We start from the raw sequence: 22588 nt of genomic DNA, 5'->3' as shown, positions 1-22588 counted from the left end.
CTTAATTAGTCAGAAAGATTATGAGGTAAATGTTCCAAAATCCCACTCCAATAAGTGGCAGAACGCAAATTATGCTTACGGATACAGTTGACTACTGCCTCTGCATTGCCGGTTTGGCAAATCTGCTGCAATTCCATATAAAACTGCTTGGTGCATTTACGATGTTCTTCATGGCTAAAAAATAGCAACCCAATTTTTTGATATACCCCTTTTAAACTATTGAAAATTAAACGATAAAAGGGCTTATTAGCCAATACGGTAAACTGACGAAAAATATGATAATCAAATTCCGTATAATCTTCTGCCGTATCACCCAATTCATTTAACGCATTAAATAATAGCGCGGCTTGTTGGGGGGATTTTCTTACCGCTTCATAAATGTAAAATTCCGACATTTTACTGCGTAGCGATAACATATTATCAATAATCAACGGCGCTGAATTTTGATCGAGAGTGATTAAGGTTTCGATAATACTTGGGTTGGCGGTATCCCAAATATTGTTGATTTTCGTGGGTTTTCCGTGTTGAATGGTGAGCCACCCATCCCGGGCTAAACGTTGTAGCACCTCACGCAATGTGGTGCGTGTCACCCCGATTTTATCAGAGAGATCACGTTCTGAGGGTAAATTGGATCCTGCGGGAAAAACATCCTCCCAAATGCACTTAACGATATACTCCTCAGCAAGTGCCGCAGGACTCTGTGCTTTTAAAATTGTGTTGTCTGTATTCATAATAATTAAAAAATAATTAGAAAAGTCTAACAAGATCAAAAAAAGATGATTTATAGAATAAATCTTTGTTTTTAGTATTATCCCTTTCGGGGCGTCTATATTACAATGTACACACTTGAAATAACAGGAGTAATTTATGACGTACACACAGGCTTTAATGAAGAATTTTCTGGGGGCGAGCCCTGATTGGTATAAGCTCGCTATTCTCGTTTTTCTGATAGCCAATCCCATTATTTTCTTTTTTATCAGTCCCTTCGTAGCGGGCTGGGTACTTGTTGCTGAGTTTATTTTTACCCTTGCAATGGCATTAAAATGCTATCCGTTGCCCCCCGGAGGGTTACTGGCGATTGAAGCGGTTATCATTGGTATGACCAGTCCATCGCACGTCAAAGCGGAAATTATGGCTAATTTTGAAGTGATTTTATTGCTGATGTTTATGGTTGCCGGCATTTATTTTATGAAGCAACTGTTACTGTTTGTCTTTACCCGTTTGCTGATTGCCATTGAATCTAAAATCACCCTTTCTTTAGCTTTCTGTGCCAGTGCGGCGTTTTTATCCGCCTTTTTAGATGCACTCACCGTTGTAGCAGTGATTATTAGTGTGGCGATGGGCTTTTATGGCGTTTATCACAAAGTGGCATCCGGCAACAAATTAAATGATCTTGTGGATATTACGAATGACGATAAATTAGGGGATAACCGCACCACATTAGAACAATTTCGTGCTTTTTTAAGAAGTTTAATGATGCATGCCGGTGTGGGAACGGCACTCGGTGGGGTGATGACAATGGTGGGAGAACCTCAGAATTTAATTATTGCCGAACAAGCCAATTGGAATTTTATGGAATTTTTCTTCCGTATGGCACCGGTGACTTTACCGGTTTTAGTTTTTGGGTTGCTCACTTGCTATTTGGTAGAAAAATTTAAGTTATTCGGTTATGGGGCAAAACTGCCTCGTAAGGTTTGGGCGGTATTGGCACGTTTGGATCGTAATAATACGCAAAAAATGTCACAGCAAGAGAAAATGAAGCTCTTTATTCAAGCACTCATCGCCCTTTGGCTTGTGATTGGTTTGGCTTTCCATTTAGCCGCTGTGGGTTTAATCGGTTTAAGTGTGATTGTGCTTGCTACGGCATTTACCGGTGTAACGAATGAACATGTCATTGGTAAAGCCTTCCAAGAATCTTTACCTTTTACCGCATTACTTGTGGTCTTTTTTACCGTGGTGGCGGTGATTATTGATCAAAAACTGTTCGCACCGATTATTCACTATGTGCTTTCTGCCAGTGAAAGTGCGCAGCTTGTATTATTCTACGCCTTCAATGGTTTGCTTTCTGCGATTTCCGATAACGTATTCGTCGCAACGGTTTACATTAACGAAGTGAAAGCCGCCCTCACTAATGGCGTGATTAGTCCACATCAATTTGAACTTCTTGCTGTGGCAATCAACACCGGTACAAACTTACCGTCTGTGGCGACACCAAATGGTCAAGCGGCATTCTTATTCTTATTAACCTCATCCCTTGCCCCGTTAATCCGCCTTTCTTATGGCAGAATGGTTTACATGGCATTACCTTACACCATTGTGTTATCCTTAGTGGGCTTATTGGCGATTGAATATATTTTACCGGCTGCGACCCTGTGGTTGGCAAATTTAGGGCTGATCCAGCCAATTTAAGGAGAACACATGCTCGCATTCTTTAAACAATTTTCAGAAAAACGTTCATCTTGGCTATTACTGGCATTGTCGAGTTTAGCTTTAGAATTGACCGCACTTTATTTCCAATATGGTATGGGCTTGCAGCCTTGCGTACTTTGTGTATATGAACGTTTAGCCATGATCGGTTTATTTTTTGCGGGCATCATTGGTCTTCTTGCCCCTCATTCACCTATTATTCGTTTGATTGCACTGGCGTTAGGTTTATTTAGTGGGATAAAAGGGCTGATGATTTCGATTCGTCACCTTGATCTTCAAATGAACCCTGCGCCATGGAAACAATGCGAATTTCTCCCTAATTTTCCGGAGACCCTCCCTTTCCATCAGTGGTTTCCCAGTATTTTCAACCCAACTGGCACTTGCGATAACAGCCAATGGTCGTTATTTGGCATCACCATGGTGCAATGGCTTGTGGCAATCTTTGCCGTCTATGTGATCGTGCTTGTGGTGATACTTATCGCGCAGGTAAAGAAAACCCGAAGACAAAGACGGTTGTTTAATTAAAAGAATAAGGTTTTCTTAAAAGTAAATGAGATTGGGTAGGCAAAGGTATTTTAGCGATTTTATTGAATTTATAGGTAGTTACATTTATGCATGGCACATTGACGCACAATTACGTCATTAGTTTAACCACCGCCGAAAAACGGCGCCAACATATTGAAAATGAATTTGGCAAACAAAATATCCCCTTTTCATTTTTCGATGCGGTGACCCCTTCAAATATTGAGGAAGTGGCGGAAAAACTCAATATCATTCTTGATCGCTCTCCCAAAGCCCTTTTAAGCGATACGGAAATTGGCTGTGCGTTAAGCCATATTTTCCTTTGGCACTTTATGCTGGAAAATCAATTAGATTACATTAATATTTTTGAAGACGATATTCACCTAGGGGAAAATGCCAAGGCATTGTTAGAAATTGACTATCTACCCGATGATACGGATGTTTTAAAATTAGAAGCGAATGGAAGAATTTTTGGTGGCGAGCCAAGTAAAATAAAATGCAACCGTGAAATTATTCCCTTAACTTTTAAACAATCAGGGGCTGCCGGCTATACACTTACCCCAAAAGGTGCAAAATATTTACTCAGTAAGGTACAAAATAAGCAACTTACACTTCCCGCCGATGATATTCTTTTTGTGGAATTTTTGAGCCAAAAAGATTATAACGTGGTGCAACTTTTACCCGGTATCTGTGTGCAGGATTTTATTATTAATCCTAATCCTTTTGAAAGTAGCCTCTCAGCGGGGAGAGCACAAGTGAGCCATAACCAAATAAAATCTTCACCTTTGGAAAAAATAAAAAAAGAGTGGATCAGAGTAAAAAGACGATTATTTGGAAACCCGTTCCCTTCAAGTAAAAGTGCGGTCAAATTTGACCGCACTTTTGTCTTAGAGCTGAATTTTCCCATCATAAATATGAATGGCATCGCCCGTCATATAAAGAGGGTGTCCTTCGCCCTGCCATTCAATGATAAGGCTTCCCCCGGGTAAATCCACTTGTACTTTATTATCGAGTAGGCCTTGCATCATCCCCACTGCAGCAGCAGCACAGGCGCCGCTACCACAGGCTTGGGTTTCACCGGCACCACGTTCATAAACCCGTAATTTAATATGATTTTGGTTGATCACCTGCATAAACCCGGCATTGACACGTTCAGGGAAGCGTTCGTGGTTTTCAACTAAAGGGCCGAGTTGCGCCACATTTGCGGTTTGAATATCTTCAACTTGTACCACGCAATGTGGGTTTCCCATTGAAACCGCACCGCATAATACGGTTTGAAGATCGGTGCGTAAAATGTAATTTTTTTCAAATTTATTGGCAATAAAAGGAATTTTTGCTGGTTCCCAAATGGGTTCGCCCATATTGACACGAATTTGACTGTCTTCTTGCACGGTTAAAATCATCTTGCCTTTTTGGGTGCTGACAGCAATATTTTTCTTGTTGGTTAACCCTTTCAGGGTCACAAAACGTGCAAAACAACGTGCACCATTGCCACATTGGGAAACCTCACTCCCATCGGCATTAAAAATGCGATAGTGGAAATCTAAATCAGGATCATAAGGTGGTTCAACAATCAAAAGTTGATCAAAACCAATACCACGATGGCGGTCAGAAAGGCGTTTAATCACTTCCGGTGTTAAATAAACATTTTGTGTCATGGCATCGACGACCACAAAATCATTGCCTAAACCGTGCATTTTGGAAAAGTGCATTTCCTATCCTTAATTCTTTAATACAAGTTGAAGGCATTATAGTGAGCAACAGAGGGAATGGCAAATGAGAGAAAAGGCAAAAAATGCGATCATTTTGACCGCACTTTTTACAGGATAATGCTTACATCCAAGCGTTATTGCGAATAATGCCGACGGCAATGCCTTCAATTTCAAAATAAGGTTGTTCTTCAAGATTAACCACGATAGGTTGATATTCCTCATTTTCTGCATGAAGATAAATCACCGAACCTTTGCGTTCAAAGCGTTTTACGGTGACCTCATCTTCGATGCGGGCAACCACCACTTGCCCGTTTCGCACGTCTTTTGTGCTGTGTACGGCAAGTAAATCGCCGTCTAAGATACCAATGTCTTTCATTGATTGGCCATAGACTTTAAGCAAAAAATCCGCCTGAGGTTTAAACATATCCGCATCAACCCGATAGGTGCCTTCAATATGTTGCTCGGCAAGGATTGGCTCACCGGCGGCTACTCGGCCAATTAAAGGGAGGCCTTCTTGCTCATCATTTGAACTTTCATCAAGAATTCGAATACCTCGTGATGCACCAGAAATAATTTCAATCGCCCCTTTTCGAGCCAAGGCTTTGAGATGTTCTTCCGCCGCATTGGGTGATTTAAACCCCAATTCACGAGAAATTTCTGCCCGAGTTGGGGGCATACCAGTGGTTTCCAAATGTCGTTTTAATAAATCTAATACTTCTTGCTGTCTGTTTGTTAATGGTTTCATTATCCACTCCTGTTGTTTTATACAGAGCTTCTGTCATTATATACAGAAGAAAAGTGGTTGCAACCGTTATTTAGCTTCCATTCAAAATTTTAGAGAGTGATAAATGAGCGAATATGATATGATTGCCTTGATAATTGATAACAAAAGAGAACCTGATTATGTCGAGTATCGTGAATGCCTATCGCAAACTGTTAGAATTCCCTTTATCGTTCTTAGTAAAAAATAATCCTATCCCGGCTAATCCCATTGAAGAACTTCAACTTAATCTTTCCCAACCTATTGTTTATGTTTTACCATACACCTCACAAACCGATTTTGTGATTTTCCGCCGCCACTGTTTAGATTTAGGGCTGCCTGATCCTGCTGAAAAAAATGATGTGCAAGGTGTCAGTTTACCCCGTTATGTCTATTTAGATGAGGGAAGACGCTTTTTTAAATCCAAAGGCGCAAAAGATGAAACCATTCAAACCTTTAATAAATACCTCGAATTGCACCGCACTTTTGCTGATTTAGATGTACAAATTGTGCCGGTTTCTGTCCTTTGGGGGCGCTCACCGGGGCATGAAGACAAAGCGGGGTTGCCTAATTTACGTTTATTGAACGGTGTGCAAAAAACCTTTGCAGCCATTTGGTTTGGACGGGATACCTTTGTGCGTTTTTCCCAAGCGGTTTCATTGCGTTATATGGTTAATGAACACGGTGCGGATGAAAAAATGGCGCAAAAATTAGCCCGTGTCGCCAAAATGCACTTTGCCCGCCAACGTATCTCTGCAACAGGCCCACGTTTACCCAATCGCAAAGCGATGTTCAATAAACTTCTGCAATCCGCCACCATTCAAGCGGCAATTGAAGATGAGGTGAAAAGCAAGAATATCAGCCGTGAAAAAGCGGAAAAAGAGGCTTATAAGATTTTAGATGAAATTGCCGCAGATGTGAGCCATTCCAGCCTCCGTGCGGCAGATCGTTTCTTAGGTTGGTTGTGGAATAAATTATATTCCGGTATTGATGTGCAAAATGCCGATCGAGTTCGTAAACTAGCATTGGAGGGGCATGAGGTGGTGTATGTGCCTTGCCATCGAAGCCATATTGATTATTTATTACTTTCTTATGTTCTTTATCATCAAGGTTTGGTTCCTCCGCACATTGCTGCAGGCATTAACCTTAATTTCTGGCCGGTAGGGCGTATTTTCCGTAGCTGGGGGGCTTTCTTCATTCGCCGTACCTTTAAAGGGAATCGCCTTTATTCGGCGATTTTCCGTGAATATTTAGCGGAATTATTTCATCGTGGTTATTCGGTGGAATATTTTATTGAGGGAGGGCGTTCCCGCACAGGGCGTTTACTCTCACCGAAAACCGGTATGATGTCTATGACGTTGCAAGCGTTGCAAAGTCACCAAACCCGCCCGATTTCTGTGGTGCCGGTGTATGTGGGCTATGAGCATGTGTTAGAAGTGGACACTTACGCCAAAGAATTGCGTGGCGCAGCAAAAGAAAAAGAAAATGCCGGTTTAGTGATTCGAGTGATTAAAAAATTACGGAATTTAGGGCAAGGGTTCGTGAATTTTGGTGAACCGATAACCTTATCGAATTACCTTAATCAACATTTTCCGGAATGGAAAGAAAACACTCACGAAGAGAAGCCTCAATGGTTTAATGTTGCCGTTGATGCGGTTTCCCATCAAGTGATGGTGAATATCAATAAAGCCGCTGCAGTCAATGCTATGAATTTAGTGGGAACCGCATTACTTTCTTCCCGCCAACGTGCACTGGCCCGTGAGCAATTGTTTGAGCAGTTAGACAGCTATCAACAAATGTTACAAAATGCGCCGTATTCAGAAGATATGGTGCTTCCAACCTCTTCTCCAAAAGCAATGTTAGAGCATGTATTAAGCCTTGATCGTGTGGGGGTTTTGTTGGAAAAAGATAACTTTGGTGAAATTGTTCGCTTGGAGCGGACTTCAGCGGTGTTAATGACCTATTACCGCAATAATATCCAACACGCCTTTGTGTTGCCTTCGTTGGTGGCAAGTGTGGTGTTGCATTATGAGGCAATTCAAAAAGATCTTTTATTAGATGCCGTCAGCAAAATTTACCCATTCTTGAAAGGGGAGCTGTTCTTACATTTCAACCAAGAGGAATTAAAGGCACAAATTCATCGAATTATTGCAGAGTTTACCCGCCAAGAGGTGATCCATAGCAATGAGAATTTCCTTTCTATTAATCGTTCAAAAGTGCGTATTTTACAACTTTGGTCTGCCGGCGTGCGTGAAATTTTGCAACGCTACTATATTACTGTGACGATTTTACAAAAAGAGCCACAGGTTTCACGTTCGATATTAGAAAAGGAAAGCCAGTTAGTGGCACAACGCCTTTCTGTGCTACATGGCATTAATGCCCCGGAATTCTTTGATAAAGCCGTCTTCTCTACATTTATTGCGAATTTAAAAGAGGAAGGCTATTTTGATGAACAAGGTCAAGGCAATCGCCCTTATTTGGATGCGCTTTCATCTATCCTTGAACATCTCATTTCAACGGAAATCAGCCTAACCATTAGAGGTACGGTTGAAAAAGCTGAAGAAATGGAATAGCAAAGCATGAGGTCGTTGTTGAGGTTTCAGTATTCGTACATCGGCTAAAACTATCTCAAAGTGCGGTTAAAATTCACCATGATTTTTAGCCGCACTTTTGTTTTTGAGCCTATCCCAATGCCACATCTAAAATCATCATTAATGAAAAACCGAGCATAAGGCTAAGGGTGGCGATATCCGTATTACCATTACTTTGAGATTCGGGAATGAGTTCTTCAACCACTACGAAAATCATTGCACCGGCGGCAAAAGCGAGAGCATAAGGAAGAATGGATGTCATCGAGATCACAAATAATGCACCAATCACTGCGCCAATCGGCTCAACAATGGCGGAAAATGCCCCGTAGGTGAAGGCTTTTTTACGACTATGCCCTTCAGCACGAAGAGGCATAGAAAGCGCAGAACCCTCAGGGACATTCTGTAACCCCATACCGATGGTAAGCCCAATGGCACTTAATGTTAATGGCAAGGTATCTGCATTTTCACCTAAGGTAGCCACCGCACCGAAGGCTACACCAATAGCAAGGCCTTCAGGAATATTATGAATGGTGATGGCTAAGAAAAGTAGCATCGATTTTGATAATCTACGGCGTGGTTGCATCCCTTCTGCTTCTTCAATGGGTTTACTTAAATGTAAATGGGGTACAAGGTAATCCACCCCACGCAAAAATAATCCACCCACTAAAAAACCAATAAGTGTTGGAAGCCAATACCACTCGCTTTGGTTTTGTTTGCTAAATTCAAAAGAAGGTTCTAACAACGACCAAAATGAAGCGGCAATCATCACGCCGGCGGCAAACCCCATCATGCTGTCTAACAGTTTTTGATTGGCTTGTTTAAAAAAGAAAACAAAAGCTGACCCCAAAATAGTGCAAAACCAAGTAAATAAACCGGCGAACAACGCCTGTAATACCGGGTTTAACCCTAAAAAAGTGTGAAACAGTGTATTCATAAAATCCCTCATAAAAATTAGGGCTACTATACATTTACAAGAATAAAAGCTCAATCTGTTAATTTAATAGGCAAAGAAAAATTCATTTTCTGACCGCACTTTCAGGGATAACAAAATAAATTTCCGCTAAAGGTTGAAAATTAGGGTGATTTATTGCGATAATCCCACAGATTTTTGGGTGATCTTTTGGCAACCTCCGTGGTTTTGCCTTCTCCTTAAAAAAGATCAAGTTAGGTAAATTTATTATTAGAAAAGAACAATGGCTGAAAAACGTAATATTTTTTTAGTAGGGCCAATGGGGGCGGGCAAAAGCACCATTGGTCGTCAATTGGCACAACAATTAAACATGGATTTTTTAGACTCGGATGCAGTGATTGAAGAACGTACCGGTGCAGATATTAGCTGGATTTTTGATTTGGAAGGCGAAGAGGGCTTTCGTAAGCGTGAAGAACGGGTAATTAATGAATTAACGCAAATGCAAGGTATCGTGCTTTCTACCGGTGGTGGCGCTGTGATGTCGAAAGATAACCGCAATTATTTATCTGCCCGTGGCATTGTGATTTATTTGGAAACAACAGTAGATAAGCAATTTCAGCGTACGCAACGTGATAAAAAACGCCCTCTTTTACAAGGCGTAGAAGATCCTCGTCAAGTGTTAGAGGATTTAGCGAAAGTTCGTAATCCGCTTTATGAAGAAATTGCCGATATCACACTCCCTACCGATGAGCAAAACACCAAAGTGATGGTTAATCAAATTGTTGATTTAATTGACAATATGAACGGATTAAATAGTTCGCTTTAATACAAAAAGGGATAAGTTATGTTGTGCGTCAATGTAGAATTACAAGAACGTCGTTACCCGATTTTAATTGGCAGTGGTTTACTCCAAGAGGAAAAAAATTACCCGATAAATAAAGGGGAGCGGGTGATGATTGTGAGCAATCCTACGATTGCACAATTTTACTTGGATACACTCACCACAACCCTTGAAAAACGAGGTGCCGTGGTTGAGTCAGTGCTTATTCCTGATGGTGAAAAATACAAAACCCTTGAATCCTTAAATCTCATTTTTACCGCACTTTTAAAAGGCAATCACGGGCGTGATACCACTATTATTGCCTTAGGTGGCGGGGTGATTGGCGATGTGGCAGGCTTTGCTGCGGCAAGTTATCAACGTGGCGTGCGTTTAATTCAAATTCCTACCACATTACTTTCTCAAGTGGATTCTTCTGTTGGCGGAAAAACCGCCGTCAATCATGAATTAGGCAAAAATATGATTGGGGCGTTCTATCAGCCCTCCTTGGTGTTGATTGATACATTGACACTCAATACCCTGCCAAAACGTGAAGTCAATGCCGGTCTTGCGGAAGTAATTAAATACGGGGCAATTCTTGATTATGAATTTTTTGTTTGGTTAGAAAAACATATTGATGATCTCGTTGCGCTAAAACAAGATGCCCTGCAATACTGTATTGCACGTTGTTGCCAGATCAAAGCGGATGTGGTGGCTCGTGATGAAAGGGAAAAAGGCGATCGGGCTTTACTCAACCTTGGTCATACCTTTGGGCATGCCATTGAAACCCATTTAGGCTATGGCAATTGGTTACATGGTGAAGCTATTTCCACTGGAATGATGATGGCAGCTGCTCTGTCTGAAGCATTAGGTCATCTTTCTATCAGCGATGTTTCCCGTCTGGAAAAACTTCTTGCTCGAGCCAATTTGCCGACAGTATCGCCGGATACCATGCAACCGGAAGATTATTTACCTCATATGATGCGTGATAAAAAAGTGCTGGCCGGTAAACTGCGTCTTGTGTTGCTAAAATCCCTTGGCCAAGCCTATGTGGCGACAGATACCGATCATCGTTTGGTGTTAAACGCCATTCGACGTTGTACGCAAACGGACTAAAATGCCACGTCCGAAAAAGCCAATTAAGTCCAAAATCAAACACCGCCCATTTTTAAAATGGGCCGGTGGTAAATTTCGTTTAACCGACGAAATCAACAAGGCCTTTCCAAAGAAAAAACAATGTTTGGTAGAACCTTTTGTTGGGGCAGGTGCGGTATTTTTAAATACCCATTTTGAACGCTACATTTTGGCTGACATTAACCCTGACTTAATTAATTTATTTAATCTTGTCAAAGAAAATGTTGAGGGCTACATTGAAGCCTGCAAACCACTGTTCGATGCACCGAATGCCAATACGCCTGAATATTATTACGCCAAACGCCAACAGTTTAACGAATCCTCCGATCCCTTTGAACGTGCTGTGATTTTCTTATATCTCAACCGCTTTGGTTTCAACGGTTTGTGCCGTTATAACAGCAAGAATGAATTTAATGTGCCTTTTGGGGCTTATAAAACCCATTATTTTCCGGAAAATGAATTGCGTTATTTTGCACATAAGGCACAAAGTGCGGTCTTTTTTTGTGGTGATTTTCAAGAAACTTTTGAATTGGCTGATCAGACTTCGGTGATTTATTGTGATCCCCCCTATGCCCCGCTACATCAACATACCAATTTCACCGGTTATGCCGGCAATGATTTTGGCTTGACCCATCAACGCACTTTAGCGGAAGCGGCAAAAAAAATACAAAAAGAAAAACAAATTCCTGTGTTGATCTCCAATCACGATACCAAATTCACTCGTGAAATCTACAAAGGGGCAAAATTTAAAGCCGTGAAAGTGCAACGTTCCATTAGCCAAAATTCGGCAAAACGGGTAAAAGTGAAAGAACTCATTGCGATTTTTAAGGCGTAACGCCTTTAAATTCGGGATTAATCTTTACCTCTAATTTTGTAACCTGTGGGTATTCATGTTGGATAAGGCTGAGCAATTCCGTCTGACGAAATAAAATCCCTTGTCGTACAATGGCATTAGCCACTTCAATAAAAAGTTTTTCGCCATTAATCTGACCGATACGCACTAAACCTTGAAATTCTTGAGGAAAAATCTGGTGAATTTTTTGATTTAACTCGTGAATGGCTAAGCCTTTTTTCATCATTTGAGAAAAAGAAGATTGCTCCATCACTTCCACGATATTCATTGCTTTTTGATAACGTTCTGCCTTGTTTTCCATGAAATAGCCCCAATAAATGACATCAGTTTAGATTTCCGCTACAATACACGCAATTTTTATCAGAAACAACGAGATGATGATTTTAGGCAAAAGCCCCCCTTATTTTTGGTCGCGATTACTATTAAGTGTTATCGCGATTTTTGCTTTGCCTAATACGCAAAGTTTAGAAAATAACCGGGCAGAAAATTATTCTTCTGAGGTTTCTATCCAACAGGTGTTGGAAAGGGCAAAGGTGGTTTGCCATGTGCAACGACCTTCCCTCCAACCTTTTCCGACAGCCTATTTCGAAAAAAAACAACCCGATTTTCAACCGCACTTTGTGGTGGCGGTATTCAATCGTCAAGCCCCTATTCGCGCCGGCCCTTTGCTCATTTAATTTCATAGACGCTGTCCCTTTAACACAATGAAATTAAAGGGTTCACACCATTAATGATGACAATGAGTGAGCAACATTTCACTCATTCCTTAATTTTAACAAATGATTTAGAAAGAGAAATTATGAGCATTTTAACGAAAATTTTTGGTAGCCGTAACGACCGCATTTTACGCAAACTTAAAAAACAAGTGAGCAAAATTAATCAATTAGAGCCTGAATTTGAAGCTTTAAGTGATGAACAGCTTCGCGCGAAAACCGATGAGTTTCGCCAGCGTTTGAGTGCGGGTGAAACCTTGCAAGACATCCTACCTGAAGCCTTTGCCACCGTGCGTGAAGCGAGTAAACGGGTATTAGGCATGCGTCATTTTGATGTTCAGCTGATTGGGGGAATGGTGTTGACTAACCGCTGTATTGCCGAAATGCGTACCGGTGAAGGGAAAACCTTAACCGCCACACTCCCTTGTTATTTAATCGCCCTTGAAGGAAAAGGGGTACATGTGGTGACAGTGAACGACTATTTAGCTCGTCGTGACGCAGAAACCAATCGCCCGTTATTTGAATTTTTAGGATTAAGTGTCGGCGTGAACATTCCGGGTTTACCGCCTGAAGCAAAACGTGCCGCTTACGCTGCAGATATTACTTACGCCACAAACAGTGAATTGGGTTTTGATTATTTGCGTGATAATTTAGCTCATTCGAAAGAAGAGCGTTTCCAACGAACTTTAGGTTATGCCTTAGTGGATGAGGTGGATTCCATCTTAATTGATGAGGCCCGTACACCGTTAATTATTTCCGGTCAGGCAGAAGATAGTTCCGATCTTTACATTGCGGTGAATAAACTCATTCCAAGTTTAATTAAGCAAGAAAAAGAAGATTCCGATGAATATCAAGGGGAAGGGGATTTCACCTTAGATCTCAAATCCAAACAAGCTCACTTAACCGAACGTGGTCAGGAAAAAGTGGAAAATTGGCTCATTGAACAAGGGTTAATGCCGGAGGGGGATTCTCTTTATTCACCGGGCCGTATTGTTTTATTGCACCATATTATGGCGGCATTGCGTGCACATACCTTATTTGAGCGTGATGTGGATTATATTGTGAAAGACGGCGAAATCGTCATTGTTGATGAACATACCGGACGGACGATGGCAGGACGCCGTTGGTCTGACGGTTTACACCAAGCGATTGAAGCCAAAGAAGGGGTTGAGATTAAAAGTGAAAACCAAACTGTCGCCTCCATTTCTTACCAAAATTACTTCCGTTTGTATGAAAAATTGGCGGGTATGACGGGGACGGCAGATACGGAAGCCTTTGAGTTCCAACAAATTTATGGGTTAGAAACGGTCGTCATTCCGACAAACCGCCCAATGATTCGAGATGATCGCACAGACTTGATGTTTGAAAATGAAGAATACAAATTCAATGCGATTATTGATGATATTAAAGATTGTGTGGCACGCCAACAACCGGTATTGGTGGGGACGATTTCGGTGGAAAAATCGGAAGTTTTGTCGAAAGCATTGGATAAAGCGGGCATTAAACACAATGTGTTAAATGCAAAATTCCACCAACAAGAAGCTGAAATTGTTGCAGAAGCGGGTTTCCCGGGGGCGGTGACGATTGCCACCAATATGGCCGGACGGGGAACGGATATTATCCTTGGCGGTAACTGGAAAGCTCAGGCAGCCAAATTAGACAATCCTACCCAAGCGCAACTTGATGCGTTAAAAGCCGAGTGGGAGAAAAATCACGATATCGTGATGAAAGCCGGCGGTTTACATATTATTGGTACGGAGCGTCACGAATCACGCCGTATCGACAACCAGTTGCGTGGTCGTTCCGGTCGTCAAGGGGATCCGGGTTCTTCTCGTTTCTACCTGTCTTTGGAAGACGGTTTGATGCGAATTTACCTCAATGAGGGCAAACTCAACTTAATGCGTAAAGCCTTCACCGTGCCGGGTGAAGCCATGGAATCCAAAATGTTGGCAAAAGTGATTGCTTCTGCCCAAGCGAAAGTGGAAGCTTTCCATTTTGATGGTCGTAAAAATCTCCTTGAATATGATGATGTCGCCAACGATCAACGTCATGCGATTTATGAGCAACGCAATTATTTATTGGATAACGACGATATTTCCGAAACGGTCAAGGCTATTCGCCATGATGTGTTCAATAATGTTATCGACCAATATATCCCGCCACAATCCTTAGAGGAACAATGGGATGTCAAAGGGCTTGAAGAGCGATTGGCACAAGAGTTTGGCATGGTATTGCCTATCGAACATTGGTTAGAAGAAGATAATCATCTTCATGAAGAAAATCTGCGTGAACGCATTATTGATATTGCTGAAAAAGAATACCAAGAGAAAGAAGCCTTAGTGGGTGAAGAAAGTATGCGTCATTTCGAAAAAGGGGTGATGCTACAAACTCTTGATGAGCTTTGGAAAGAACATTTAGCGGCGATGGATTATCTCCGTCAAGGGATCCATTTGCGTGGTTATGCTCAAAAAGATCCGAAACAAGAGTATAAAAAAGAGTCATTCCGTATGTTTACGGAAATGTTAGATTCTTTAAAACACCATGTGATCACAACATTAACCCGTGTTCGAGTAAGAACCCAAGAAGAGATTGAAGAGGCAGAACGTCTTCGTCAAGAAATGGCAGAGCGAGAAAGCCAAACCCATCGCCCGATAGGGGAGAATCACGCCGAAACACAGGAAGAGGATTATGCTGATCGCCGTGTCGGCCGTAATGAGCCTTGCCCTTGTGGTTCGGGTAAAAAGTATAAACATTGCCACGGTAGCCGTGCCAAATACAATTAATATTCTAAAAGTGCGGTTGTTTTTGACCGCACTTTTTTCATTTTGGATCAAACAACATGGAAAAACCAATCATACAAGTTTCAGCCGGTATTATTCGCAATGAGTTTGGACAAATTTACTTAACCCAGCGTTTGGAAGGTCAGGATTTTGCCCAATCTCTTGAATTCCCCGGGGGGAAAGTGGATGAAAACGAAACACCGGAACAAGCACTCAAACGTGAGTTGGAAGAGGAAATCGGCATTGTCGTTTTAAATGCTGAACTTTATGAACGCTTTCAATTTGAATATCCCACCAAGGTGATTTCATTTTTCTTCTATCTCGTGGAAGAATGGATTGGTGAACCTTTTGGACGTGAAGGGCAAGAAGGTTTTTGGATAGAACAGAAAGCATTAGATGCCGGACAATTTCCACCCGCCAATGCAAAGTTAATCAACCGATTGCTCAGCGAAGTGCAAATTCCATAAATACGAACCCCAGCCTAGGCTGGGGTTATTTTCATCAAAATCCATTTATGACATCATTTAAAACTATTTTGGCATCGCTGCTTTCATTTGTTTCAATTGCTCTACAGCTTGTCCACAAGCCTGATCTTGTGCCGCTACCGGCATCATCGCAAACTGTTGTTTACTGGATTCATACTGTGCTTTCATTGAGTTGGCTTGAGCTGCCGGCATAGAAGCAAGATATGAATCAACCTCTGCAAAATAGGCTTTACAACTATCAGATAATTCTGCGGCAGAAGCGGAAAGACCAAATCCCATAAAGATAAGTGCGACTAATGTTTTTTTCATTGTGATTTCCTCACGAAAATTAATAAATAAGATTATTGCCAAAAGGCGACTTATTATACTATTTTAGCTTAAAAAAAAAACAATAGATTATAAACAAATTTTCACCGATAAATCCGTTAATTTTTCCCATACATTATCGCTAAACTCTTGTTTGGCAAGGCGTTCAATATCTGCCAATTCTTGGATAATCTCATAGAGTTTTTGATAGGTTAGCCGTTGTACTGCAGCTAAAAAGAGCGGTCGGCGATTTTGCCAAATTTTGAGACGATCAAATTCCGCTTTAAGAGATTGAACGGGTAACCCCTCTGTGATACGAATAGGTTGCTGAGGTTTTGTCAGCTCAAGTAAGGTAAGTAGCTCACGTTGTAAGGTTCGCAATAAAATAATGGGTTGAACATCTTCCGCCTGTAAGCCCACTAAAATACGTTTAGCCCGATTAACTTTACCGACAAGCAAGGCATCAATCCATTGGAAAGGGGTGAAGAGGGATGATTGCTCAACCACCGAAACGACCCGATGATAAGTCAGTTTGCTCTCGGGATACAGTAAATCTAAGAGTTGTAAGGTTTGTTTGAGGGCAAGTAAATTGTTTTCATAACTGTAACAGAGCTGGGCAATGGCTTCGTTATCTGCCGTCAATCCCATCATTTGAAGGCGATTTTTTACCCAGCGGGGGAGCTGTTCCGCAGTGGGTGTTTGGCAATTCACCAAAACCGCTTTGGGTTCATATTCTGTCAATGCCAAAAACCATGTTTGTTTTTCGGTCGCTTTGGCAAGTTTGGGCATTGTTAGCACCAATAGCACTTCTTCATGTAATACAGGAATGAATTCTTGCAGTTTTTTTTGCAAAAGTGCGGTCAAATTTTCCGGTAAATTGAGCACAAGCACTTGTTTGTTAAAAAACAAGCCCATTGATTGGGTGGATTCAATTAATGCAGCCCAATCGGTCTGGCTGTCAATTTGTACCGTATTTTTTTCATCAAAGTTTTGTTGGAATGCCGCTTGATAAATATGCGCTTCAGTTTCACTGAGCAACAGCGGATCTTGCCCGACCAAGCAATAAACCTTGGCTAGCCCTTGGGCAAGATGATGAGGCAGTTGTTCAGGAAAAATGCGGTTCATTATTTCTCTTTTAATTGATGTTGTAATGCCACCATTTTCGTGATGAGCTGACGAGCCGCTTGTTCACGCATATCATTCCAAATCACGTCACGTTCTGCAGCTTTAGCCAATGCCGCTCGAGAGTTATCAAAGAAAGTACGATTAACTTTTGCATTGATTGGATAACTTTGACCATTGGCCAAACGCACGGTGGCTTCCACTTCTAACATCAGGGTTTTCTCAGCCTCACGTCCACGTTTGAAAATAGAAGACACTTCATCATTCGTGATTTGTTTGTTAATGCGTAATACCGGCACACCCTGTTCGGCATTCACCAGATTGACGTTATTGGCTTGTAATTGACGACGCATTGCCATCGACATTTCACTGTAAGGATCTGAACTTTCGAAGGCAAGGGTATGTAATTCTTGAGGGATTAATGCGCCATTTTGAAGATGCCAACCACAGGCACTTAAAAAGAGGACAAAAAATAGCACGGATTTTTTCAACATATTAAAATTCCTTGTTATAGAAAATGACAAAAATTGTTCGCTACTCTAGCACAAACCCTGTATCACCAAAAGCGATTCTTTTAGGCTATCCGCTGATAAAACATCTTTCCAACCCGATTAATATGCTCAACTAAATCCTGATTGGATAGTTCATGATAGATAGACAAATCAAATAGATAAGGCGAATTTGAATCATCTAAATCTAACCAAATTTTACTGAGTATTGAACGGGTCAAATGGTTACCTTTGAGGGTTAAGTCAATATCGGAGCCTTCACGGTAATTCCCTTTTGCTCTTGAACCATAAATAATGGCTTGTTCAACTTCTGGGTACTTTTTTAGAATATTCTGAATTGTTTCTGTTGCTCTGATACTTAAGCCAAATTCGTCCATAATTGTTCAATACGCTCTTTTAGTTGAATAAATAAAGGTAAATAATCTTTCACTACTTTATTAAATTCTTTGTTTAAAATATTTTCATCATAAGTATGGACGGTAATATTACGGCTTTCAATCATATCTAACCATATTTCACCGTTTTGAATAAGTCCGCGATTAAAGGCCAACCGTGTTGCGGATTTTGAACCCCAGAGCTCCACTTCACCTTGATATTTTAAGATATCTTGCAGCAGTTTCCATGCCAATTCATGCGTTATTTCAAAACTTTGAATAATTCCCTTTTTAATAATATCTAAATCTGTATTTGCATATTTTTCTACTTCATTAGCCAAATAATGTACTGCTTTTTTGTAATTATCAAAGCGTTGTTGCCAGCGAATATCTTGCATTGTCGCTATCCTAAAATTAAGGCTCGTCAAACGAGCCTTTTAGATTAATTTTATACAGGTTTTACTGCAAAACTGACCATTTTAAGCGGCACATAGATTTCTTTGACAATTTCCATGCCGTCAAGGAATTTCGCCACGTTTTCATCCGCTTTCGCTATTGCTTTGATTTCCTGTTCGGTAGCATTGGCTGAAACGGTCACTTTTCCACGCACTTTGCCATTGACTTGCACAACAATGAGTTTTTCATCTTCCACCATCGCCGTTTCATCGGCTTTCACCCATTCTGCTGTGTCAATGCTATTTTCATTGCCGAGGGCATGCCATAGCTCAAAACAAATATGCGGGGTAATCGGATAAAGCATACGCACGACAGCACTTAAGGCTTCTGCCATAACGGCACGATCTTGCTCATTATCCAATGGTGCTTTGGTGAGTTTGTTCATCAATTCCATAATTGCCGCAATAGCCGTATTGAAGGTTTGACGGCGGCCAATATCATCGCTGACCTTCGCAATGGTTTTATGGACTTCACGGCGAAGAGCTTTTTGATCAGCAGAAAGTGCGGTCACTTCTAAGGTTGTTTTTGCCGGGTTTTGTTGGTATTGATACACCAGATTCCACACCCGACCTAAGAAGCGTTTTGCTCCCTCTACACCGGATTCTTGCCATTCAAGGGTCATTTCCGCAGGGGAGGCAAACATCATAAACAAGCGAACGGTATCTGCACCGTATTTTTCTACCATTTCCTGTGGGTCGATACCGTTGTTTTTCGATTTCGACATTTTAGTCATACCGGAATGAACCAGTTCGCGTCCCTCTGGATCGGTTGCTTTGACAATACGACCTTTCTCATCACGCTCAAGGGTAACTTGGGTTGGGCTCACCCAAATCCGCTCGTTCGTTGGGCTGGTATAATAGAAGGCATCGGCCAGCACCATCCCTTGACATAATAATTTCACCGTTGGTTCATCACTTGTCACAAAACCGGCATCACGCAAGAGTTTGTGGAAGAAGCGGAAATAGAGCAAGTGCATTGTGGCATGCTCAATACCACCGATATATTGATCTACAGGTAACCAATAATTGGCTTCCTCTTTATCTAACATGGCTTCTGCAAAGGTTGGGGAAGTGTAGCGGGCGTAATACCAAGACGATTCCATAAAGGTATCAAAGGTATCCGTTTCTTTTAACGCAGGTGCACCCTTAAAGGTGGTTTTCGCCCAATTTGGATCCGCTTTAATCGGGCTTTTCACCCCATCCATTACCACATCTTCAGGGAGAATAATCGGTAAATCTTCCAGTGGCGCCGGCACGACCTCACCGTTTTCAAGGGTGAGCATAGGAATTGGCGCACCCCAATAACGTTGACGGGATACGCCCCAATCACGCAAGCGGTAGTTTACTTGGCGTTTACCCACACCTAATTTCTCAAGTTTATCGGCGATACCGTTAAAAGCACCATCGAAATCTAAGCCATCAAATTCAGCAGAATTGATTAACACACCATGTTCAGTGAAAGCCTCTTTGGTTAAATCAATTTTTTGCCCCTCAACCGGCGCGATCACTTGTTTTAATGGCAAGGCATATTTTTGGGCGAACTCATAGTCCCGCTGGTCGTGGGCAGGTACTGCCATTACTGCGCCTGTGCCATAGTGCATAAGCACAAAGTTTGCCACCCAAATCGGTAATTTTTCTCCGGTTAGGGGATGAAGAGCGAACAAGCCTGTCGCCATACCTTTTTTCTCCATGGTGGCAAGATCGGCTTCGGCTACTTTGGCATTTTTCGCTTCTTGAATGAAAGCAGCTAACTCAGGGTTGTTTTGTGCCGCTAGGCTTGCCAAAGGATGAGCGGCGGCAATGCCTAAATAGCTAACTCCATAGAAGGTATCCGGACGGGTGGTGTAAACGGCGACTTTCTCATTGGTATCGGCAACATCAAAGGTGATTTCTACCCCTTCAGAGCGTCCAATCCAGTTGCGTTGCATGGTTTTCACCATATCCGGCCATTGTGGAAGATGATCCAAACCGCCTAATAATTGCTCGGCATAATCGGTAATTTTAATAAACCATTGAGGAATTTCTTTTTGTTCCACCGGCGTATCACAACGCCAGCAACAACCGTCATGCACCTGTTCGTTTGCCAGTACGGTTTCATCATTCGGACACCAGTTTACTGTTGAGGTTTTTTTATACACTAAACCTTTTTTATAAAGCTCGGTAAAAAACCATTGCTCCCATTTGTAGTATTCCGGTTTACAGGTCGCAATTTCACGATCCCAATCGTAACCAAAGCCCAACATTTTGAGCTGATTTTTCATGTATTCAATGTTTTCGTATGTCCATTTTGCCGGTGCGGTTTTGTGTTTAATGGCTGCCCCTTCTGCTGGCAAACCAAAAGCATCCCAACCGATAGGTTGCAACACATTTTTACCGTTCATACGTTGATAGCGTGAAACCACATCACCGATGGTATAGTTACGCACATGCCCCATATGCAGACGACCTGACGGGTAAGGGAACATGGAAAGACAATAATATTTCTCTTTATTGACATCTTTAACGGCTTTGAAAACCTTATTTTCAGCCCAATACTGCTGAACTTTCGGTTCAATCATATCGGGACGATATTGTTCTTGCATAAAATCACCTTCAATTTTGACCGCACTTTGCGGAATTTTTTATCTGATAAAATGGCAGATAGCATACCGCAAAACCGTACAAATTGGTAGGGAGAGGGGGGCGAAAGTGCGGGGATTATTAACGATTTCTCATAGAATAAAAAAGACCTGTATCCGATGGCTTTGCAGCGATACAGGTCGTTAAATGATAGCCAATTAAGGACAGGGTTTGTTCACCATTATTTCAATCACTTGGCGATCAATGTGTGGCATACTCTTCGAGGCGATGGCACAGAGGTTATCGATAGTACGGTCGAGATCGTGTTCAACGATGCCTTCGTTGCCGGTTACATGGGTTTCATCCATGGCCATAAGTACTGCTTTATAACCTGATGCTACGCTGGTAGACACTTTCATTGCACAACTGTTTGCCGCCCCATCACAAATGATACCGCTGATATCGCCGATCATACTGCAAATGCCCATACTGGCGGTTTCAAATTTCCCTGTTAATAAATAGGCAATGCCGGCACAGCTTCCCATTGAAGCGGTGGTAACAGCACAAAGTGCAGATAATTTAGGCAGTTTACTGTGAATATAAATCGCCATTAGGTGGGATAAAAATAAGGCACGCAGGCGTTTTTCTTTATCAATGTTCAAATAATCGGCAACAACGACAACCGGCATGGTGGCGGTAATCCCTTGATTTCCCGAGCCGGAATTGCTCATGGCGGGTAAGGCCGCACCACCCATTCGGGCATCGGAAGCGGCCGTGGTTTCGATCATAATTCTGCTGAGTAAATCGTCTGAAATTAAACCGCTCCCTACCTGTTTGCGCAGGGTTCGCCCGATATGTAGACCGTAATCTTCCCTTAACCCCTCGTTGGAAAGAGCCCGATTGAGTTCAGCCGCTTGCCCGATAAAGCGAATTTTATCTAAGGCCACTTCGCAGGAAAATTCAAAAATCTCACGGGCAGAAACTTGTTTGAAGATTTTATAGGGATCGGCATCCGCACATTCATTTTCTGTTTTTTCAAAGAGGACCTCGGTATTTTTTTCAATCAAAATAACATTGGTGTGTTGATCTTGAATGACGACTTTTACCCAATCATTTTCTGCAAAAAGCACGGCTTCAGAATAGAGAATATGCTCTGTTGGGTGAATATCGACACTCACCCGCTTTTGCTCAAGCATGGCTTTCGCCGCCAAAACTTGTTCTCTCGTGATTGATTTTAAGACTTCCAGCCCCCCCTCAGGATCACCGCCTAATGCACCAATTGCGGCCGCAATAGGCAACCCCACCATACCCGTGCCGGGTACGGCGACACCTAAACCATTTTTCATCAAATTAGGGGAAACTTTAGTTTTGATGTGGCTGGGTGTTTTGCCTAAGTATTTTGCCGCCGTTGCTGCCGCAAGGGCGAGGGAAATCGGCTCGGTGCAACCTAATGCGGGCACGACATCACGTTCGACAATATGTAGTAAGGGCGTTTCAATTTGCTGTAATCTTTCTTGGTTCATCATCTTTTCAAAAATGGCGTTATGAATGATTTAATA

General features: G+C 41.9%; 21 protein-coding genes and 1 pseudogene. 10 read left to right on the top strand and 12 right to left on the bottom strand.

Features of this window, described 5'->3' with window-relative positions; all coding sequences use genetic code 11:
- Positions 1-5: 5 nt before the first annotated feature.
- A complete protein-coding gene (gene fadR / locus BKK48_RS08795) occupies positions 6-731 on the bottom strand; it encodes a fatty acid metabolism transcriptional regulator FadR (protein ID WP_077427956.1) in 726 nt (241 codons plus the stop codon).
- Between the two features lie 136 nt (positions 732-867).
- Between fadR and nhaB the strand changes: the two genes are divergently transcribed.
- The 3 genes and pseudogenes from nhaB to BKK48_RS08780 all read left to right on the top strand — a co-directional run.
- Positions 868-2409 (top strand): Na(+)/H(+) antiporter NhaB, encoded by a 1542-nt coding sequence (nhaB, locus tag BKK48_RS08790; RefSeq protein WP_077427924.1) that lies wholly within the window; start codon positions 868-870, stop codon positions 2407-2409.
- Positions 2410-2418: 9 nt separating this feature from the next.
- The gene (dsbB, locus tag BKK48_RS08785) at positions 2419-2952 is read left to right on the top strand and encodes a disulfide bond formation protein DsbB (protein ID WP_077427922.1); all 534 of its coding nucleotides are present in this window, start codon (positions 2419-2421) and stop codon (positions 2950-2952) included.
- An 86-nt stretch (positions 2953-3038) separates the two neighbouring features.
- Positions 3039-3797: pseudogene (locus BKK48_RS08780) on the top strand (glycosyltransferase family 25 protein); the annotation flags it as partial.
- Between the two features lie 39 nt (positions 3798-3836).
- Here BKK48_RS08780 and dapF read toward each other — a convergent pair.
- Together dapF and lexA are read right to left on the bottom strand one after the other, a co-directional pair.
- Complete coding sequence (gene dapF / locus BKK48_RS08775; RefSeq protein ID WP_077427918.1) at positions 3837-4661, bottom strand: diaminopimelate epimerase; 825 nt, start codon at positions 4659-4661, stop codon at positions 3837-3839.
- Positions 4662-4782: 121 nt separating this feature from the next.
- On the bottom strand, positions 4783-5406 hold the full coding sequence (gene lexA / locus BKK48_RS08770; RefSeq protein ID WP_077427916.1) for a transcriptional repressor LexA: 624 nt from the start codon (positions 5404-5406) through the stop codon (positions 4783-4785).
- Between the two features lie 158 nt (positions 5407-5564).
- On the opposite strand from lexA, the gene plsB reads away from it, so the two are divergent.
- Entirely contained in the window at positions 5565-7994 is a 2430-nt protein-coding gene (plsB, locus tag BKK48_RS08765; protein WP_077427914.1) for a glycerol-3-phosphate 1-O-acyltransferase PlsB, read from the top strand.
- Positions 7995-8103: 109 nt separating this feature from the next.
- On the opposite strand, the gene BKK48_RS08760 is transcribed toward plsB, so the two are convergent.
- Entirely contained in the window at positions 8104-8937 is an 834-nt protein-coding gene (locus BKK48_RS08760; RefSeq protein WP_077427954.1) for a ZIP family metal transporter, read from the bottom strand.
- A 268-nt stretch (positions 8938-9205) separates the two neighbouring features.
- Between BKK48_RS08760 and aroK the strand changes: the two genes are divergently transcribed.
- From aroK to BKK48_RS08745, 3 genes are read left to right on the top strand one after another with little or no spacing between them, the layout of a single operon-like run.
- Positions 9206-9748, top strand: coding sequence for a shikimate kinase AroK (aroK, locus tag BKK48_RS08755; RefSeq protein ID WP_077427912.1), 543 nt, complete (start codon positions 9206-9208; stop codon positions 9746-9748).
- An 18-nt stretch (positions 9749-9766) separates the two neighbouring features.
- Entirely contained in the window at positions 9767-10855 is a 1089-nt protein-coding gene (aroB, locus tag BKK48_RS08750) for a 3-dehydroquinate synthase (protein ID WP_077427910.1), read from the top strand.
- A gap of 1 nt (position 10856) precedes the next feature.
- Positions 10857-11708 carry a Dam family site-specific DNA-(adenine-N6)-methyltransferase gene (locus tag BKK48_RS08745; RefSeq protein WP_077427908.1) on the top strand — a complete coding sequence of 284 codons (852 nt, stop codon included), beginning with the start codon at positions 10857-10859 and terminating at the stop codon, positions 11706-11708.
- Here the strand turns inward: BKK48_RS08745 and BKK48_RS08740 are convergent.
- A complete protein-coding gene (locus BKK48_RS08740; protein ID WP_077427906.1) occupies positions 11698-12027 on the bottom strand; it encodes a DciA family protein in 330 nt (109 codons plus the stop codon). The genes BKK48_RS08745 and BKK48_RS08740 overlap by 11 nt on opposite strands.
- A 76-nt stretch (positions 12028-12103) precedes the next feature.
- Between BKK48_RS08740 and secM the strand changes: the two genes are divergently transcribed.
- The 3 genes from secM (at position 12104) to mutT (ending at position 15686) form a co-directional block, all read left to right on the top strand.
- The gene (gene secM / locus BKK48_RS08735; RefSeq protein ID WP_077427905.1) at positions 12104-12403 is read left to right on the top strand and encodes a secA translation cis-regulator SecM; all 300 of its coding nucleotides are present in this window, start codon (positions 12104-12106) and stop codon (positions 12401-12403) included.
- A gap of 122 nt (positions 12404-12525) precedes the next feature.
- Positions 12526-15222 (top strand): preprotein translocase subunit SecA, encoded by a 2697-nt coding sequence (gene secA, locus BKK48_RS08730; RefSeq protein WP_077427952.1) that lies wholly within the window; start codon positions 12526-12528, stop codon positions 15220-15222.
- Between the two features lie 56 nt (positions 15223-15278).
- Positions 15279-15686: an 8-oxo-dGTP diphosphatase MutT gene (gene mutT, locus BKK48_RS08725; protein WP_077427903.1), complete on the top strand. Its 408-nt coding sequence runs from the start codon at positions 15279-15281 to the stop codon at positions 15684-15686.
- Between the two features lie 63 nt (positions 15687-15749).
- Here mutT and BKK48_RS08720 read toward each other — a convergent pair whose 3' ends face one another.
- From BKK48_RS08720 to BKK48_RS08690, 7 genes are all read right to left on the bottom strand, one after another.
- A complete protein-coding gene (locus BKK48_RS08720; protein ID WP_077416420.1) occupies positions 15750-16013 on the bottom strand; it encodes a DUF5339 domain-containing protein in 264 nt (87 codons plus the stop codon).
- Between the two features lie 87 nt (positions 16014-16100).
- Entirely contained in the window at positions 16101-17135 is a 1035-nt protein-coding gene (holA, locus tag BKK48_RS08715) for a DNA polymerase III subunit delta (protein ID WP_077427901.1), read from the bottom strand.
- Positions 17135-17626 carry an LPS-assembly lipoprotein LptE gene (locus BKK48_RS08710; protein ID WP_077427899.1) on the bottom strand — a complete coding sequence of 164 codons (492 nt, stop codon included), beginning with the start codon at positions 17624-17626 and terminating at the stop codon, positions 17135-17137. The genes holA and BKK48_RS08710 overlap by 1 nt, the downstream gene beginning before the upstream one ends.
- 80 nt (positions 17627-17706) lie before the next feature.
- Positions 17707-18018, bottom strand: a complete 312-nt coding sequence (locus tag BKK48_RS08705) for a nucleotidyltransferase domain-containing protein (protein WP_077427897.1) — start codon at positions 18016-18018, stop codon at positions 17707-17709.
- Positions 18000-18413, bottom strand: a complete 414-nt coding sequence (locus BKK48_RS08700; protein ID WP_077427895.1) for a nucleotidyltransferase substrate binding protein — start codon at positions 18411-18413, stop codon at positions 18000-18002. Before BKK48_RS08700 ends, BKK48_RS08705 begins: the two co-directional genes overlap by 19 nt.
- A 50-nt stretch (positions 18414-18463) precedes the next feature.
- Entirely contained in the window at positions 18464-21052 is a 2589-nt protein-coding gene (leuS, locus tag BKK48_RS08695) for a leucine--tRNA ligase (protein WP_077427893.1), read from the bottom strand.
- Positions 21053-21247: 195 nt separating this feature from the next.
- Positions 21248-22552, bottom strand: coding sequence for an L-cysteine desulfidase family protein (locus BKK48_RS08690; RefSeq protein WP_077427891.1), 1305 nt, complete (start codon positions 22550-22552; stop codon positions 21248-21250).
- Positions 22553-22588: the final 36 nt, after the last annotated feature.

This window comes from Rodentibacter heidelbergensis, assembly GCF_002000125.1.
Classification (GTDB): Bacteria; Pseudomonadota; Gammaproteobacteria; order Enterobacterales; family Pasteurellaceae; genus Rodentibacter; species Rodentibacter heidelbergensis.
The sequence above is the reverse complement of the archived record's forward strand: the minus strand, read 5'-3'. Positions and strand labels throughout refer to the sequence as shown.